Consider the following 16,218-nt stretch of genomic DNA (forward strand, 5'->3'; position numbering starts at 1 on the left):
TTCACGGCCCCCGCGGTCTTGCTATGTGGACATTTGCCCTATCAGAGTGAGTTGGCCCACTTGGAGGGGATCTGCTGCTGGGTGCCCGGATCAACCCCGGTTAGTCTCTGAGCATGACCGCTTCCGCCGCCTCGCTCGATTCCATCCGTACGGAGGTGGACCGCGCACTCCGGGAGTTCCTCGACCGGCAGCGACCACACTTCGGTGACCCTCATCTGGCCACCCTGCTGTCCGCCGCGGAGGACTTCCTAGCGGGCGGCAAAAGGCTGCGCCCCGCCTTCTGTCACTGGGGTTGGCGCGCCGCCGGGGGAGGCGACGACCCGGGACTGCACTTCGCCGCCGCCTCGCTGGAACTCCTGCAGGCCAGCGCGCTCATCCACGACGACGTCATGGACGCGAGCGACGTGCGCCGGGGCATGCCGTCGGCGCACCGCCGGTTCGAACGGATGCACGCAGAAGCGGGCTGGCACGGCTCCGGGCGGCAGTTCGGCGAGGGAACGGCCGTGCTGCTGGGCAACCTGCTGCTGGTGTGGTCCGGGGAGATGTGGCGCACCAGCGGCCTGGCGCCCGAGGCCATCGCCGCCGCTCAGCCGCTGCACGATTACATGCTCACCGAGCTGATGTGCGGGCAGTACCTCGACCTCCTCGAACAGGCGCAGGGCGAGAGCACGTTCGACAGCGCGCTGCGGGTGGCGCTGTACAAGAGCGGCAAATACTCGGTCGAGCAGCCGCTCAGGCTCGGGCTCGTCCTCGCCGCCCGGGCCCCGCACGCCTGGATCGACCGGCTCTGCGTGCAGTACGGCCAGCAGGTGGGCATCGCCTTCCAGCTCCGCGACGACATCCTCGGCGTGTTCGGCGACCCGGCGGAGACCGGCAAGCCCGCCGGAGACGACCTTCGCGAGGGCAAGCGGACCGTCCTGATCGCGCGTGCGCTCGCCTCGGCCACCCCCGCGCAGACGGCGGTCGTACGGGCCCTGCTCGGCGACCCCGGGCTGGACGCCGAGGGGGTCGGGCGGCTGCGTACGGTGATCGAGGAGACCGGCGCGCTGGCCGCGTGCGAAGGCATGATCAAGCGCTACCTCGACGACGCGCTGCACGCCCTCGACCAGGCGCCGATCGAGGAGGAGGCCCGCACGGCACTGGCCGCCCTGGCCGTGGCCGCCACGTCCCGCCGCACCTGACGCGACGCGTCGGCAGGACCGGCGGCCGCACTGAGTAAGCAGCACCGAGCAGGCAGCCCTGAGCAGGCACCACTGGGCAGGCACCACCGGGCCGACGCCTGCCACCGGGCCGCGTCGCGGGCGACGGGACGGGCCCGGAGAAGGCGTTCCGCTCAGAGCGGGACGGCGGACAGCCGGGCCTTGAGCGCGGCGGCGACCGCGCCCGGATCGTCGGCCTCGGTGACGGCCCGGACGACCACGGCGCGGCGCACGCCGTGCGCGATCACCTCGTCGAGGTTGCCCAGGTCGATGCCGCCGATGCCGAACCACGGCCGGTCGGCGCCCAGGCGCGCGGCGTGCTCCAGCAGCGCGGGGCCGGGCGCCGGACGGCCGGGCTTGGTGGGCGTGGGCCAGATCGGCCCGCAGCAGAAGTAGTCCACCCCCGGCTCCACGGCCGCGGCCGACGCCTCGGCCGCCGAGTGCGTGGACCTGCCGATCAGCACATCGGGACCGAGGATCTCCCGGGCCACCGGGACCGGGAGGTCGTCCTGGCCGAGGTGCAGGATGTCGGGCCGGGCGGCGTAGGCCACATCCGCCCGGTCGTTGACCGCCAGCAGCGCGCCGTGCCTGTCGCAGGCCGCGCGGAAGACCTCCAGCAGGTCCAGCTCCTCGCGCGCCTCCAGGCCCTTCTCCCTGAGCTGGACGATGTCCACGCCGCCGGACAGGACCGCGTCGAGGAACTTCTCCAGGTCGCCGCGGTCCCTCCTGCCGTCAGTGCAGAGGTAGAGCCTGGCCTGCGCGAGCCGCTGTCGCCGGATGTCGTTCACCCGACCACAATGCCACGCGGCGGCGGGGTCAGAAGCCCAGGGCCTGGGCCCTGCGCTTGACCTCGGTGTGCCGGCCCTTCACGATCGCGTCGATCGGGGACCCCGGTAGCGAGTCGTCCGGGGTGAACAGCCACCGGATCGACTCCACCTCGTCGTACCCGGCGTCGGACAGGACCGTGAGCGTGCCGGGCAGGCCCTTGAGCACCTCGCCGTCCGCGATGAACACCGCCGGGATCTGCGGCTCGCCGCCGCCCCGCCGGACGCCGACGAGCTTCTTGTCCTTGAGGAGTTGCTTGGCACGGCCGATGCTGAGTGCCAGCTTCTTGGCGGCATCCGAGAGGGGGAGCCACTCCCCTACGAGCTGGTCGGTCTCCCGGTCGATCTGCGCAACAGTAAGCGTCACGGGTCCACCATTACCACAGGCGAGCTGCCGGGAAACACCTCGATTAGGCCATAATGCAGTCGCGGAGCGCCACGGCCGCATCCGCCACCCGCAGGGGATCGAGCCGCCGGCCACTCTCGATGATCTTGCGGCCCTGCACCACGTCGCGCGGCCGGTCGACGGTGAGCACCGCGGCGAGCCTGTCGTCCGCCGTCAGCCAGCACACCGACCACTTCGCGTCCCTGCGCGGGTCGCCGCGCAGCACCATGCGGTCGCCGGCCTCCCGGTGACCGGCGAACTGCACCATGTGACCGAACTGCTCGGACCAGAAGTACGGCACGGGGTCGTAGACCGCCTCCTCGCCCAGCAGGGTGGCGGCGGCGGTGTCGGGGGCCTGGAGCGCGGTGTCCCAGTGCTCGACCCGCAGCCGGGTGCGGAACCTGCGCGACCACCAGTTCGCGCAGTCGCCCACCGCGACCACGTTGGGCAGCGACGTGCGCAGGTGCTCGTCGACCACCACCCCGTCGTCGAGCCGGACCGCCGACCCCTTCAGCCAGTCGACGGCCGGGCGCACCCCGACACCGGTGACGACCACGTCGGCCGGCACCCGGGCGCCGGACATGAGCGTGAGACCGTCGGGGTCCACGGTGCCGACCATCGCGCCGAGGCGCAGCTCAACGCCCGCCCGCGCGTACCAGTCGGTGGTGTGGCTGCCCACGGCGGGCCCGAGCGCCACGGCGAGCGGACTCTCCCCCGCCTCCACCACGGTCACCGCGCACCCCGCCTTGGCCGCCGCCGTGGCGACCTCGGCGCCGATCCAGCCGGCCCCGACGACGGCCACGCGGGCGCCTGGGACCAGCCGCTCGCGCAGCGCGAGCGCGTCCTCGATCGTGCGCAGCACGTGCTGGCGGCCCTCTCCGCGCAGGCGGATCGGCGTGGCGCCGGTGGCGATGACCAGGCCGTCGTACTCCAGCTCGCCCTCGGTCGTCTCCAGCACGCCGTCGCGCAGGCCCTTGGCCGCCGTGCCGAGGCACAGCCGCACGTCGAGGGCGTCGAGATCGGAGTCGACCACGGTGGAGTCGGTCTCTCCGAGCAGCACCGCCTTCGACAGCGGCGGCCGGTCATAGGGGCGATGGTGTTCCTCGCCGATGAGCGTGATGCGGCCGGTGAATCCACCGGCCCTCAACGCCTCGATGCTTCGCACGCCGGCAAGGCCGGCACCCACCACCACGACGTGATCCACAGCTTGACCATAGATTGTCAACGGGGGCCCTGGCCAACGGGGCCCCCATAACGAGTTGGGCAATTGACGCGCACTTCCGCGGGGGCCCACGTTGTGAAGGACACCGGGTCCTCACCGCACCACGCGCATCCAGATGTTCGTGGCGTGCGGCACGTGCGTGAGGCCGATCCGTTCGAGCCGGACCCGGTCGCCGCCGGGGTGGGAGAACAGCCGGACGCCGTCGCCGAGCATGACCGGCGCCACGCACACGAGGATCTCGTCGAGCAGGCCCGCGTCGAGGCACTGCGCGGCGACGTCCGCGCCGAGCACGTTGACGTACTTGTCCCCCGCGGCCGACTTGGCCGCCGCGACGGCGGCGCCGAAGTCCGTCACGAAGGTCACGCCGGGCACCGGCGCGGCCGGGACATCGTGGGTGAGCACGAACTGCGGCCCGCTCCACCCGCCGCCGAACGGCTCGCCCTCCTGGGGGGTGTCCCGGTAGGGGTCGTCACCGCGGAAGGTGCGGTTACCGACGAGCAGCGCGCCGATGTCGCCGACGAGCGCGTCCACGGTCGGGTTGGGCCCGAGATGTTCGGTCAGCCAGGACATGTCGCCGCCCGGCCCGGCGATGAAGCCGTCCAGGGACATGGTGGCCGAATACAGCATCGTGGCCATGGGGTACCTCCGTCGGGTCGATCCACGTCGCGCCATCATGCGCCCGCGTACGGCCCCGGACCCGCCGATCCGGCGATCGGCCGTTATGGGCGGCGTACTACCCTTGTGGGCGTAAGACGCGCGGGAGCCCGGCGGATCGGGCTGAGAGGAGAGCGTGAGGCTCTCGACCGCCCCGACCTGATCCGGGTAATGCCGGCGAAGGGAGCGCTGTGTCCCGCACACCGCCATCCGGCGCCCAGTCCGGCGTGCAGTCCGGCGCGCAGTCCGGCTACGACGTCGTGATCGTGGGCGGCGGGGTGGAGGGCCTGGCCGCGGCCTGGCGCACCGCGCGGCGGGGCCTGTCGGTGGCGGTGGTCGACCCCGCGCCAGGAGGCGGCGCCACTCACGCGTCGGCGGGGATGCTCGCGCCGGTCAGCGAGGTGACCTACACGGAGGAGCCGCTGCTGCGGCTCGGCCTCGCGTCGCTGGCGGCCTGGCCGGCGTTCCGGGCGGAGCTGGAGGACGAGACCGGCGACGACCTCGACTACCGGACCGAGGGCACGCTTGAGGTCGCCCGCGGCGCGGACGACATGGCCGTCCTCGACGACCTCGCGGCCTTCGAGCGGACGCTCGGCCTGCGGGTCGAGCGGCTCACCGGGCGCGAGTGCCGCTCCTTCGAGCCGATGCTCTCCCCCTCCGTACGCGGTGGGCTGCTGGCCCGCGACGACGCGTGGGTCAACCCCCGCAGGGTCGTGCGCGCCCTCCTCGCGGCGTTCGAGAAGGCGGGCGGCACGCTGGTGACCGAGCGCGTCGCCGGGATCGACGCCCAGGGGCCCGGCGCTCCGTGCGTACGGCTGGAGTCCGGCGGCGCCGTCGCGGCCGGTCAGGTCGTCGTGGCGGCCGGGTCGTGGTCGGCGTCCCTGCTGCCCGGCCTGCCGGTACGCCCGGTCAAGGGCGAGATCCTCCGGCTGCGCGGGCCCCGGGGCTTCCTCACCCGGTGCGTCAGGGGGCTGGTGCACGGCGCCCCCGCCTACCTGGTCCCCCGGGGCGACGGAGAGATCACCTTGGGCGCCACGACCCAGGAGATGGGGTTCGACGCGCGGGTCACCGCAGGAGGCGTGTACGAGCTGCTGCGCGACGCCCGCGAACTGGTGCCCGGCATCACGGAGCTCGAACTGGCCGAGACGACGACCGGCTTCCGCCCGGGCACGCCCGACAACCTGCCGCTCATCGGCCCGGCCGGGCCGCCCGGCGTGCTCGCGGCGACCGGGCACGGACGCAACGGGGTGCTGCTGTCCCCGATCACCGCCGACGCCGTCGCCGCGTTCCTCACCGGCGACGAGGTGCCCCCGGTCGCCCGGTTCTGCGATCCAGGGAGATTCAGCCAATGAAAGTCACGATCAACGGAGGCGCGGCCGAGCTGCCGGACGGCGCCACGATCGGCGACGCCGTACGGACCCTCACGCCCCTCACGTCCGGGGTCGCGGTGGCGCTGAACGGCGAAGTCGTGAGCCGGAGCGCCTGGGACTCCACCCAGGTCGCCGACGGCGACGGCGTCGAGGTGCTCACGGCCGTGCAGGGAGGGTGAGCATGACCGACGACGTCCTCGTGCTGGGCGGGGAGAAGTTCACCTCGCGGCTCATCATGGGCACAGGCGGCGCGCCGTCGCTGGAGGTGCTCGACCAGGCGCTGGAGGCGTCCGGCACCGAGCTGACGACCGTCGCGATGCGCAGGCTCGACCCGGAGTCCCGCGGTTCGGTGCTCGACCTGCTGCGCGCCCGCGGCATCAAGGTGCTGCCGAACACGGCGGGGTGCTTCACCGCCGGGGAGGCGGTGCTGACCGCACGCCTGGCCCGCGAGGCGCTGGAGACCGACTGGGTCAAGCTGGAGGTCATCGCGGACGAGCGGACCCTGCTGCCCGACCCGATCGAGACCTTCGACGCCGCCGAGCGGCTGGTCGCCGACGGTTTCGTGGTGCTGCCGTACATCGGGGACGACCCGGCGCTGGCCCGCAGGCTCCAGGACGCCGGGTGCGCCGCCGTGATGCCTCTCGGCGCCCCGATCGGCTCCGGGCTGGGCATCCGCAACCCGCACAGCATCGAGCTGATCGTCGAGGCCGCCACGGTGCCGGTGATCCTCGACGCCGGCATCGGCACGGCCAGCGACGCCGCGCTGGCGATGGAGCTGGGCTGCGACGCCGTGCTGCTGGCCAGCGCCGTGACCCGGGCGCACCGGCCCGGTCTGATGGCCGCGGCCATGCGGCAGGCGGTCACGGCCGGGCGGCTGGCCCGCCTCGCCGGGCGCATCCCACGCCGCCGCTACGCCGAGGCGTCCTCGCCCGCCCGCCCGTCCTGAACCCGCCGTCGCCGCGACCAGCCGTCCTCCCCTCGCCCGCCCGTCCCGGGACGTCCGCGCGGGCGGGCAAAGGCGGGCGATCTCACGTCTGGTAAGCCCGGTTTTCGGAATCGGCGCGGCTTTTCGGATGGCAGGAGAGGCGGCCGAATAGGTCTCGGTTTGGGATTCGGGAACACGCCGGGCGGCAAATCACCCGTAAACTCTGGCGAGTGGACACGACGCTAACCGACCCGCTCGTGGGGCAGTTGCTCGACGGGCGCTACCGCGTCGAGTCCCGGATCGCCCGGGGTGGCATGGCCTCTGTCTATCTGGCTCTGGACGTCCGGCTCGACCGCACGGTCGCCGTCAAGGTGATGCACCGCTCGCTGGCCGAGGACCCGCAGTTCGTGCGGCGGTTCATCGGCGAGGCCAAGTCGGTGGCCAGCCTCTCGCACCCCAACATCGTGCAGGTCTTCGACCAGGGCACCGACGGGGCGCACGTCTACCTGTCGATGGAGTACGTCCCGGGGCGGACGCTGCGCGACGTCCTGCGCCGGCGCGGCCGCCTCCCGGCCCGCGAGGCCCTGGAGATGGTCATCCCGGTGCTCGCCGCCCTCGGCGCGGCCCACCAGGCCGGGCTCATCCACCGCGACGTCAAGCCCGAGAACGTGCTGCTCGCCGACGACGGCCGGGTGAAGGTCGTGGACTTCGGCCTGGCCCGCGCGATCGAGGCGACCAACCAGACCAAGACCGGCATGATGATCGGCACGATCGGCTACATGTCGCCCGAGCAGGTCACGACCGGCACGGCCGACGCCCGCAGCGACGTGTACGCCGCCGGGATCATGCTGTTCGAGCTGCTCACCGGGCGGCAGCCGTACGCGGGCGAGACGCCGATGTCGATCGCCTACCGGCACGTGCACGAGACCGTCCCCGCGCCGTCCTCGATCGTGCCCGAACTGCCGCCGCCGATCGACGCGCTCGTCGCCGCGGCCACCGACAAGGACCCCGCCGGGCGCCCGGCGGACGCGACCGCCATGCTCGTCGCCGCCGTCGAGGTCCACCGTACGCTGCCGAAGACCGGGCACACCGGTGCGCACGCCGCCCCGCACGGGGCCCCGGACACCGGCGCCCACAGCGGCATACGGACGGGCGCGCACCGGACCACCCCGCCGGCCGGCGGGGCCTCGTCGTTCGGCACCGCGCAGCACGCGCTCGCGGAGCCCGGGTCACCGCACGGGCACACGATGATCCAGCCGCGCTCGGAACTGCTGACCGGCCCGGCCGAGGCGGAGCGGCGCAGGGGACGCAGGATCAGGCCCGTCTGGTTCGTCGCCGCGCTGGCCCTCGTCATGCTCGCGGGCGTCGCCTTCACCGGCTGGTGGTTCTCCCAGGGCCGCTACACGAAGGTCCCCGACCTGGTGAACAAGCCCGTCACGGCCGCCAGGCAGGTGGCGCAGCAGGCCGGTTTCGAGGTCCGGATCGGCAAGGCGCGGTTCGACGACAAGGTGCCGAAGGACATCGTTCTCGACACCGAGCCGGGACTGGGCGCCGAGGTGGTCAAGGGCTCGGTGCTCACCCTCATCCCGTCGGCAGGTCCGGAGACCGTCCCCGTGCCGGTGGTCGAGAGGTACAGCCTGACGGACGCCCGGGCGAAGATCGCCGAGGCCGGACTGACTCCCGGGCGGGTGAGCAAGAGCGCGAGCGACACCGTCCCCCGTGACCAGGTCATCCGTACCAACCCGCCGGTGGGCAAGCGCGTCAAGAAGGGCAGCACGGTCAACTTCGTCGTCAGCGCCGGACTGCTGATGCCGGACGTCACGCAGATGATGCGCGACCAGGCGGAGAAGTTCCTGCGTGAGAAGGGCTTCAACGTCCAGATCGACGAGACCGCCGACGACGCCCCGCCGGGCACCGTGATCGCGCAGGACCCTCCCGGAGGCGCCGAGGTGGTGTCCGGGGCGATCGTGCACCTGACCGTGTCACGCGGGCCGGACCAAGGCTTCCACTGGCCGTGGGAGAACAACCCCGCCGACCCCACCCAGAACCCGCCCGCCGTCGTCAACGTGCCCGACGTACGGTTCAAGTTCGTGAAGGACGCGGTGAACGAGCTGAAGGCGGCCGGCTTCAAGGTGAACGTCCGCAAGCTGGCGGGCGTGGGCACCCAGCGTGTGATCGGCGAGAACCCGCTCGGCCAGCAGCCCGCGGGCACCGCCATCACCATCTGGCACTGACGCCGGGTATCCGGTCGCGTACGGCCCGGTCGCACGGTTGTCCGAGGCCGCTTCCCGGCGCGGAGCCGCGCGGCCGGCCGGCGGCGCCTGACCGTACGCGTCGCCGAGGGCGGAGCGGAGACACGAGCCGTGCCGGGACGCGCCCCCTGTGCCGTACGAGTCACAGCCGGCCGGGGGGTGTACGTGCGAACATGAGCCGGTGAGCGACGCTCTGCCAGAACCTTCCGTCGTCGAACTCCTGGAGACTCGCCGGCTCCGCCTCGTCGAAGCCGCCGCGCCGCGGATCCCGCCCGAAGAGCAGGCGGCCGTGAACCGCGCGTGGGATGAGGCGGTGCGGGCCAATCCGACCCTCTTCGACGGACCGGCCGTGTCGTGCGCGGGGCTGGCACGGGATGATCCGGACGGCCTGGTCATCACCTGGGCACGGACGACCTACCGGCTCCATGCCCTGCGCCGTGTCCCGGGCGCCACAGTGTGGCTGCCGTCCCTCTTCGTCAGCGTCGTGCAGCCGTCGGACGACGGGCGCCTCCTGGTGGTGCGGATGTCGCCGTGGACTGCCGCTCCGGGCCGCTGGCAACTTCCGGGCGGTTCCGCCGAGCCTCCCGAGGACGGCGGGCTCCTCGACACGGCCGCGCTGCGCCGGCATGCCACGCGGGAACTGGCCGAGGAGATCGGTGTCGACACGGCGCCCGGTGATCTGACCCTGTGGCTGGTCACCCGGGGTGAGGACGGAAGCGCCGGTGTCCTGTTCCTCGCTCCGCCCCGGCCCGCGTCGTTCCTGCGCGAACGATTCGCGGATCTCGTGGAGTCGGAGACGGCTCTGGGTCGCGACCCGGAGCTGGACCGGATCGCCCTTGTCCACTCCCCCGCCGAACTCGCGCGTCTCAGCGGGCCCCACGTCGACCACCTGGAACCGGTCGTCCGCCGGTACGCGGCGCAGCGGTCGTGATCGTCCCGAACACCCGAATTCGGAAGCCTTACCGAATCCCGTTCGCGGCCACCGCCGTGCTCACGGGCACCGCCCGGCGGCGCGGTGCCCAGACAGGAGCGTCAAGCGGCTCCGGTGACGAAGCGAGACGGATGAGCCCGCCGTCAGGGCGGGGACTAGGGGGTGAGGGTGCCGAGGAGGCGGAGACGGGCGAGGCCGCCGTCGGGGTAGATGTCGAGCCGGGCGTGGGTGATCCGGCGGCCGTCGTCGAGGCGGAAGCGGTGGCGGGTGTCGGGCTGCAGGCGCGTCCTGGGCAGCAGCGGGAACCAGGCGTCCTCGTCCTCCAGCGGCGCCCGGTCCGCGTCCACGCCCTTCAGCGACGCCCAGCCGGGAGCGTTGAACACCAGATTGGTCGTGTCGATCTCGGCGACGGCCACCCGGCCGGGCCCGGCCAGGGCGACGACGAGCCAGTCGTTGCCGCCGCCGCGACGGCGGGCGGTCTCCCAGCCCTCGGCCTGGTTGCGGGCCAGGCCGGGCGCGAGGACATTGTTCGGCGAGGAGTAGAACGCGTCGGAGCACGCGGTCACCAGGCCGCCGTTCTCCAGCGCGGCGAGGTCGACCGTCAGGCCCTCCAGGAACGCCGGGTCGGGCACGACCCGCCCGTGGACCCGCAGCCGCGCGACGCCGCCGTCGGGGAAGATGTTCAGCCGCACATGGGTGAAGCGGCGGGGATCGGTCACGACGAACTCGTGGACCGCGTCGCCCTTCAGCGGGCTCTTCGGCACGACCTCCACCCAGCCGTCCAGCTCGTCCGGCGCGGGACAGCCCTCGGCCGCGCACGCCTCGACCGACGCGTACGGCGGGTAGTTGCCGCGGAACCACGCGGTGTCCACGACCACACCCCTGATGATCCCCGGCAGGCCGAGCCGCACGATCGCCCAGTCGTGGCCGGGCTCGCGCCGCCGCCGGGTCTCCCAGCCGTCGTAGACCTGGCCCTTGGCCCCGAAGGTGTGCGGCCGGAACTCGGCCGGTCCCGGCCTGATCAGGGCCTCCCGCTCGGCGAACGACTCGTCGTTGGCGGCCACGACCGACCCGCCGTACGTGCGCAGGGCGAGATCGGGCAGGCGGGTGAAGCCGGTCATCGGGCTCCCCTCGTCAGCAGCCGGCCACGCGGCCTGGCGAAGTCGACCGGCGTGCCGCGCAACCAGGTGGTGTGCACCACGCCCGCCAGCCGCGCGCCATGGTAGGGAGACACCGGGTTGCGGTGGTGGAGCGTCGCGACGTCCACCGTGAACTCGGCGTCGGGGTCGAAGGCGACGAGGTCCGCGTCGTCGCCCTCCCGGATCGCCCCCTTGTGGGGCAGGCCGGCCAGGCGGGCCGGTCCCTCGGCCATCCAGCGGGCCACGTCGGCCAGGCCGTGCCCGCGGGCGCGGGCCGCGGTCCACACGGCGGGCAGGCCGACCTGGAGCGAGGAGATGCCGCCCCAGGCGGCGGCGAAGTCGGGCACCTTGAGGTCGGGCGTCGACGGGGAGTGGTCGGAGACGATCCCCATGAGCACGCCGTCGGCGAGCGCCTGCCACAGCGCGTCGCGGTTGGCGGCCTCCCGGATCGGCGGGCAGCACTTGTAGGCGGGCCCGGTGACCTGCTCGGCCGCCAGGGTCAGGTAGTGCGGGCAGGTCTCGGCGGTGACGCGCACCCCCGCCGCCCGCGCCGCGCGCAGCGGTTCGACGCAGGCGGCGGCCGACACGTGCACGATGTGCGCCCGCGCGCCCGTCTCCGCCGCGAGGGCGATCACCTGCTCGACGGCCCGGCGCTCGGCCTCCTGCGGGCGTGACCGCAGGAAGTCGTCGTACGCGGGGCCGCCGGGGTCGGACAACAGCCCGGGGTCCTCGGCGTGCGCGATCAGCAGGCCGTCGAAGGCCGCCACCTCCGCCAGCGCGGCCCGCAGCCCGTCGCGGTCGAGCGAGGGGAACTCGTCCACCCCGGACGGGGACAGGAAGCACTTGACACCCATCACCCCGGCCTCGTGCAGGGGCCGCAGATCGGCGAGGTTGCCGGGGATCGCGCCGCCCCAAAAGCCCGTGTCGACGTGGCACCGGCCCTCGGCGGCCTTCCGCTTGACCTCCAGCGCCGCCACGTCCACGGTCGGGGGCAGCGAGTTGAGCGGCATGTCCACGATCGTGGTCACGCCCCCGGCCGCCGCCGCTCTGGTGGCGGTCGCGAAGCCCTCCCAGTGGGTGCGGCCGGGCTCGTTGACGTGCACGTGGGAGTCGACAAGCCCGGGCAGCAGCGGCAGGTCGCCGAGGTCGGCGGACTCCTCCGCCGCCGGCGGCTCGTCGTAGGGACACAGGGCCGCGATCACGCCGCCGCGCACGGCGACCGCGAGCGGGCGCTCCCCCTCCGGGGTCACGGTCCGCCGGGACCTCACCACCAGGTCGTACGGTTCCCCCACGCGCCACTCCTCATGTCGTGAGATGTCCGGCGGCGATCCGCGCCGCCAGCCGCTCAAGCAGCGGCCCGGCCTCGGCCATGCACCGCCGCACGTCGGGCTCGACGTCGGTCAGCGCGTACGCCGCCTCGATGCCGGCCGCCCGCAGCTCCTCGTCGCCGACGGTGCGCCGCCCGCAGACGGCCACGACCGGCACGCCGTGCTTGGCCGCGGCCGCCGCGACGCCGACCGGCGTCTTGCCACGCAGGGTCTGCTCGTCGATCGAGCCCTCGCCCGTGATCACCAGCTGGGCGCCCTCCACGTGGCGGTCGAACTCCACCAGATCCAGCAGATAGCCGATGCCGGGGCGGATCTCGGCGTCGAGGAACGTCAGCGCGCCGAAGCCCACCCCGCCGGCGGCGCCCGCCCCCGGCCGCCCGGCCACGCCCATCGCACGCACGACGCCGTCGTGCTCGGCGGCGCCGGCCAGGCCGTGGGTGTGCGCGGCGACGGCCGCCAGCCGGGCCAGCCCGGCCTCCAGCACGGCCACGTCCTGCGGGCTCGCGCCCTTCTGCGGGCCGTACACCGCCGCCGCGCCGTACGGCCCGAGCAGCGGGTTGTCCACGTCGCTCGCCACGATCACCTCGAACCCGCTCAGGCGGCCGGAGGCGTCGACGGCGTGCAGGTCGCGCAGCGCGGCGCCGCCCGGCGGCAGGTCGTCGCCGGCCGCGTCGAGCAGCCGCACGCCGAGGGCCTGGGCCATCCCGGCGCCGCCGTCGGTGCAGGCGCTGCCGCCGAGGCCGAGCACGATCCGCGTCGCGCCGTGCCGTACGGCGTGGGCGATCAGCTCACCCGTGCCTCGGCTGGTGGCGGTCAGCGGCACCGGGTCGCCCGGCAACCGGCGCAGGCCCGAGGCCTCGGCCAGTTCGATCACGGCCACCCGTGCGCCGGGCTCGTTCCGCACGGCGTAGCTCGCGGTGACCGGATCGCCGGCCGGCCCGGTCACCTCCGTCTCGACCCGGGTGAACCCGCTCGCCACGACCGCGTCCACGGTGCCGTCGCCCCCGTCGGCCACCGGCAGCTCGACGACCGGGACGTTCCCCAACCCGGCGGCCACGTGCGCGGCCACCTCGGGCGAGGTGAGCGACCCTCGGAACTTGTCCGGTGCGATGACGACGTGTCCTGTCATGGTCTGGCTCACCTGTGGCCCTTCGATCGTGTCCGGGAACGCCTCAGACATGATCCATGGTGGTCAGCCGGCGATGGGCGTCGGCCCCGGCCCGCGCGGCCTCCTCTCCCGAGACCGTGCGCAGTTCGCCGTCGTCCACGACGGTCCGGCCGCCCACGAGCAGCCGGGCGAGCGGCGGGGTCGCGCCGTACGCGAAGGCGACCACGGGATCGTCGATAGCGGCGTGGAAGCCGCCGAGCCGCCACAGCGCCACGTCGGCGAGCTTGCCGGGCTCCAGTGAGCCGATCTCGGTCTCCCGGCCGAGGCAGCGGGCGCCGCCGAGCGTGGCCATCTCCAGGGCCTGGCGGGCGGTCAGCGCGCGCGGGCCGTAACGGGCCCGCTGCGTGAGCACGGCCATGCGGATCTCCCCGGCCAGCGGGGTCATCTCGCTGGAGGCCGCGCCGTCGACGCCGAGCCCGACCGGCGCGCCCGCGGCCAGCAGGTCGGAGATCCGGGCGATGCCCGCCCCGAGACGGCCGTTGGACGACGGGCAGTGGGCCGTGCCCGTGCCGGTCTCGGCGAAGCGCCGCACGTCCTTGTCGGTCAGGTGGACGCAGTGGGCCAGCCACACGTCGGGGCCCAGCCAGCCGAGCCGGTCGAGATACTCGACGGGCAGCACGCCGAACTGCTCCCTGCAGTGCTCGTCCTCGTCGGCCGTCTCCGCCACGTGCGTGTGCAGCCGTACGCCGTGGGCGCGGGCGAGGTCGGCCGAACGGGTCATGAGTTCGCCGCTGACCGAGAACGGCGAGCAGGGGGCGACCGCGACGCGCAGCATCGACCCGAACGACGGATCATGATATTTCCGGATCGCGTCGTCGGTGGCCTGGAGGATCTCGTCGACCTCCTCCACGACCTCGTCCGGCGGCAGGCCACCGCGCGAGGCGCCCCGGTCCATCGACCCCCGGCAGGGATGGAAACGCAGCCCGACCCGCCGCGCGGCCTCGATCTCCGCCTCGAAGAGGTCTCCCCTGCCCTTGGGGAAGACGTAGTGGTGGTCGGTCGAGGTCGTGCAGCCCGACAGGGCCAGCCAGGCCAGCCCCGCCGTCGCGGCGCCCGACACCACCTCGGCGTCCATCCGGGCCCACAGCCGGTAGCTGGCCACCAGCCACTCGAACAGCGTGCCGTCCGGTGTCACCCCCTGGGACGCCCACTGGTAGAGGTGGTGGTGGGTGTTGACCAGGCCGGGAGTGGCCAGGCAGCCGGAGCCGTCGACGCGTTCCGCCCCCTCCGGCACGCGCGGCGCCGGGCCGGGGCCGACCGCCGTGATCAGACCGTCCTCCACGACGACGTGGCCGGACGCGCTCTCCTCCCCGGCGACGGGGACGACGTAGGCGTTCTCGATGACGACCGGACGCGGGCTTTCGGGCAACGGGACCCCCGGAGGCGGACGATGGCGGGATCGTGGTTTCGTCATGGGCGGGACCTAGGCCGTCCCCGCGCGGCGGGCGGCGGCCAGGCGCACCGCGTCGAGGATCTTCTCGTATCCGGTGCAGCGGCACAGGTTGCCGGCCAGGGCCTCCCGGATGTCGGCGTCCGGCGGCACGCCGTCGGCGCCCGTGAGCAGCGCGTGGGCCTGGACGACGAGACCGGGCGTGCAGAAGCCGCACTGCACGGCCCCCGCGTCCACGAACGCGCGCTGCACGTCGTTCAGTCCGCTGTTCGGTCCGCTGTTCAGCCCGCCGCCGAGTTCACCGTCCAGCCCGCCGCCGGAGGCCGCCAGGCCCTCGACCGTCACCACCTCGCGTCCCTCCGCCTGACCGGCGGCGACCAGGCACGCGCAGACCGGGGTGTCGTCGAGATAGACCGTGCAGGAGCCGCATTCGCCCTGCTCGCAGGCGTTCTTGGCGCCCGGCAGGCCGAGCCGCTCGCGCAGGACGTACAGCAGGCTCTCGCCCTCCCACACGTCGTCGGCCGTCATCGGGCGGCCGTTCACCGTGAGGTTCACCCTCATGCGCTCCCCCTGCGGTCGCCGGCTCTGAAGTCGTCCCATGCCCAGCCGAGCGCGCGGCGCGCCATCACGGCCAGCGCGTGCGTGCGGTAGGCGGCGCGGCCCCGCACGTCGTCGATCGGCGCGGCGGAGGCGGCCACGAGTTCGCCGAAGCGGCGCGCCGCACCGGGATCGAGCGGGCCGCGGCCGTCCCAGTCCAGTGCCCCTGCCGCGAAGTCCTCGGCCCGGGGGGCGTGGCGCGGGGTCGGCGCGGCCGAGCCGATGCCGGTGCCCACCCGGCGCACGGACGGGTCCAGCGCGACCGCGAACGAGCACACCGCGATCACCATGGCGTTCCTGGTGCCGATCTTGGAGAAGTACTGCGGTCCTGCGGCGGCCGGGACGCGCACGGCGCGGATCAGCTCGTCGGGTGCGAGCGCGTTGCGCTTCACGCCGGTGTAGAACTCCCCGATCGGGATCAGCCGGGTGCCGCGCACCGACTCGGCCTCCACGACCGCGCCGCAGGCCAGCAGCGGCGGGTGGCTGTCGCCCGCGGGCGAGGCCGCGCCGAGGTTGCCCGCGACCGTGCCCCGGTTGCGGATCTGCGGCGAGCCGACCGTGCGGGACGCCTGGGCCAGGCCGGGAAGTTCGGCCCCGAGCTCGGCGATCAGCCGGGAGTAGGTCACGCCCGCGCCCACGCGGATCTCGCCGCCCTCCCGCGACCACTCCCGGAGCTCGGCGATCGGGGTGAGGTCGAGCAGGGCGGCCGGGCGGCCCTTGTCGAGGTTGATCTCCACCATGACGTCGGTGCCGCCCTGGATCGGTGTGGCCTCGGGCCGCTCGGCCTTCAGCGTCAGGGCGTCCACCCAGGTCAGCGGTCGCAGGAAGTCCATC

General features: G+C 73.8%; 16 protein-coding genes and 1 riboswitch. Of the genes, 6 read left to right on the top strand and 10 right to left on the bottom strand.

Annotated features, from left to right (window positions below; genetic code table 11):
- Positions 1-113 precede the first annotated feature (113 nt).
- Positions 114-1,181, top strand: coding sequence for a polyprenyl synthetase family protein (locus FH610_RS12560; RefSeq protein ID WP_139574486.1), 1,068 nt, complete (start codon positions 114-116; stop codon positions 1,179-1,181).
- Between the two features lie 152 nt (positions 1,182-1,333).
- Here the strand turns inward: FH610_RS12560 and thiE are convergent, their stop codons facing one another.
- The 4 genes from thiE to FH610_RS12580 form a co-directional block, all read right to left on the bottom strand.
- Positions 1,334-1,987 (bottom strand): thiamine phosphate synthase, encoded by a 654-nt coding sequence (gene thiE, locus FH610_RS12565; protein ID WP_420813683.1) that lies wholly within the window; start codon positions 1,985-1,987, stop codon positions 1,334-1,336.
- A gap of 28 nt (positions 1,988-2,015) precedes the next feature.
- On the bottom strand, positions 2,016-2,390 hold the full coding sequence (locus FH610_RS12570) for an Rv2175c family DNA-binding protein (protein WP_139574487.1): 375 nt from the start codon (positions 2,388-2,390) through the stop codon (positions 2,016-2,018).
- A 43-nt stretch (positions 2,391-2,433) separates the two neighbouring features.
- On the bottom strand, positions 2,434-3,612 hold the full coding sequence (locus FH610_RS12575) for an NAD(P)/FAD-dependent oxidoreductase (RefSeq protein ID WP_139574488.1): 1,179 nt from the start codon (positions 3,610-3,612) through the stop codon (positions 2,434-2,436).
- 111 nt (positions 3,613-3,723) lie between these two features.
- Positions 3,724-4,266, bottom strand: a complete 543-nt coding sequence (locus tag FH610_RS12580) for a dihydrofolate reductase family protein (RefSeq protein WP_139574489.1) — start codon at positions 4,264-4,266, stop codon at positions 3,724-3,726.
- A 110-nt stretch (positions 4,267-4,376) separates the two neighbouring features.
- A riboswitch (TPP riboswitch) is annotated at positions 4,377-4,487 on the top strand.
- Between FH610_RS12580 and thiO the strand changes: the two genes are divergently transcribed.
- The 5 genes from thiO (at position 4,476) to FH610_RS12605 (ending at position 9,762) form a co-directional block, all read left to right on the top strand.
- Positions 4,476-5,636 (top strand): glycine oxidase ThiO, encoded by a 1,161-nt coding sequence (gene thiO / locus FH610_RS12585; protein ID WP_240808917.1) that lies wholly within the window; start codon positions 4,476-4,478, stop codon positions 5,634-5,636. Its footprint overlaps the riboswitch before it by 12 nt.
- Entirely contained in the window at positions 5,633-5,833 is a 201-nt protein-coding gene (gene thiS / locus FH610_RS12590; RefSeq protein ID WP_139574490.1) for a sulfur carrier protein ThiS, read from the top strand. The genes thiO and thiS overlap by 4 nt, the downstream gene beginning before the upstream one ends.
- Positions 5,834-5,835: 2 nt before the next feature.
- On the top strand, positions 5,836-6,600 hold the full coding sequence (locus FH610_RS12595) for a thiazole synthase (protein WP_139574491.1): 765 nt from the start codon (positions 5,836-5,838) through the stop codon (positions 6,598-6,600).
- Between the two features lie 209 nt (positions 6,601-6,809).
- A complete protein-coding gene (pknB, locus tag FH610_RS12600; RefSeq protein ID WP_139574492.1) occupies positions 6,810-8,813 on the top strand; it encodes a Stk1 family PASTA domain-containing Ser/Thr kinase in 2,004 nt (667 codons plus the stop codon).
- 199 nt (positions 8,814-9,012) lie between these two features.
- Positions 9,013-9,762 (top strand): NUDIX hydrolase, encoded by a 750-nt coding sequence (locus FH610_RS12605; RefSeq protein WP_205825718.1) that lies wholly within the window; start codon positions 9,013-9,015, stop codon positions 9,760-9,762.
- 155 nt (positions 9,763-9,917) lie between these two features.
- Here FH610_RS12605 and alc read toward each other — a convergent pair whose 3' ends face one another.
- Genes alc through FH610_RS12635 form a run of 6 tightly spaced genes read right to left on the bottom strand, consistent with a single transcriptional unit; the run spans position 9,918 to position 16,217 of the window.
- A complete protein-coding gene (gene alc / locus FH610_RS12610; RefSeq protein WP_139574493.1) occupies positions 9,918-10,883 on the bottom strand; it encodes an allantoicase in 966 nt (321 codons plus the stop codon).
- Positions 10,880-12,193 (bottom strand): allantoinase AllB, encoded by a 1,314-nt coding sequence (gene allB / locus FH610_RS12615; protein ID WP_139574494.1) that lies wholly within the window; start codon positions 12,191-12,193, stop codon positions 10,880-10,882. Before allB ends, alc begins: the two co-directional genes overlap by 4 nt.
- Before the next feature lie 10 nt (positions 12,194-12,203).
- Positions 12,204-13,358, bottom strand: a complete 1,155-nt coding sequence (locus tag FH610_RS12620) for a glycerate kinase (protein WP_205825719.1) — start codon at positions 13,356-13,358, stop codon at positions 12,204-12,206.
- A gap of 43 nt (positions 13,359-13,401) precedes the next feature.
- Complete coding sequence (locus tag FH610_RS12625; RefSeq protein WP_240808918.1) at positions 13,402-14,766, bottom strand: 8-oxoguanine deaminase; 1,365 nt, start codon at positions 14,764-14,766, stop codon at positions 13,402-13,404.
- Between the two features lie 54 nt (positions 14,767-14,820).
- Complete coding sequence (locus FH610_RS12630; protein ID WP_139574497.1) at positions 14,821-15,348, bottom strand: (2Fe-2S)-binding protein; 528 nt, start codon at positions 15,346-15,348, stop codon at positions 14,821-14,823.
- Entirely contained in the window at positions 15,345-16,217 is an 873-nt protein-coding gene (locus FH610_RS12635; RefSeq protein WP_139574498.1) for an FAD binding domain-containing protein, read from the bottom strand. The genes FH610_RS12630 and FH610_RS12635 overlap by 4 nt, the downstream gene beginning before the upstream one ends.
- Position 16,218: the final 1 nt, after the last annotated feature.

It is taken from the genome of Microbispora catharanthi (assembly GCF_006334915.2).
GTDB classification, from domain to species: domain Bacteria; phylum Actinomycetota; class Actinomycetes; order Streptosporangiales; family Streptosporangiaceae; genus Microbispora; species Microbispora catharanthi.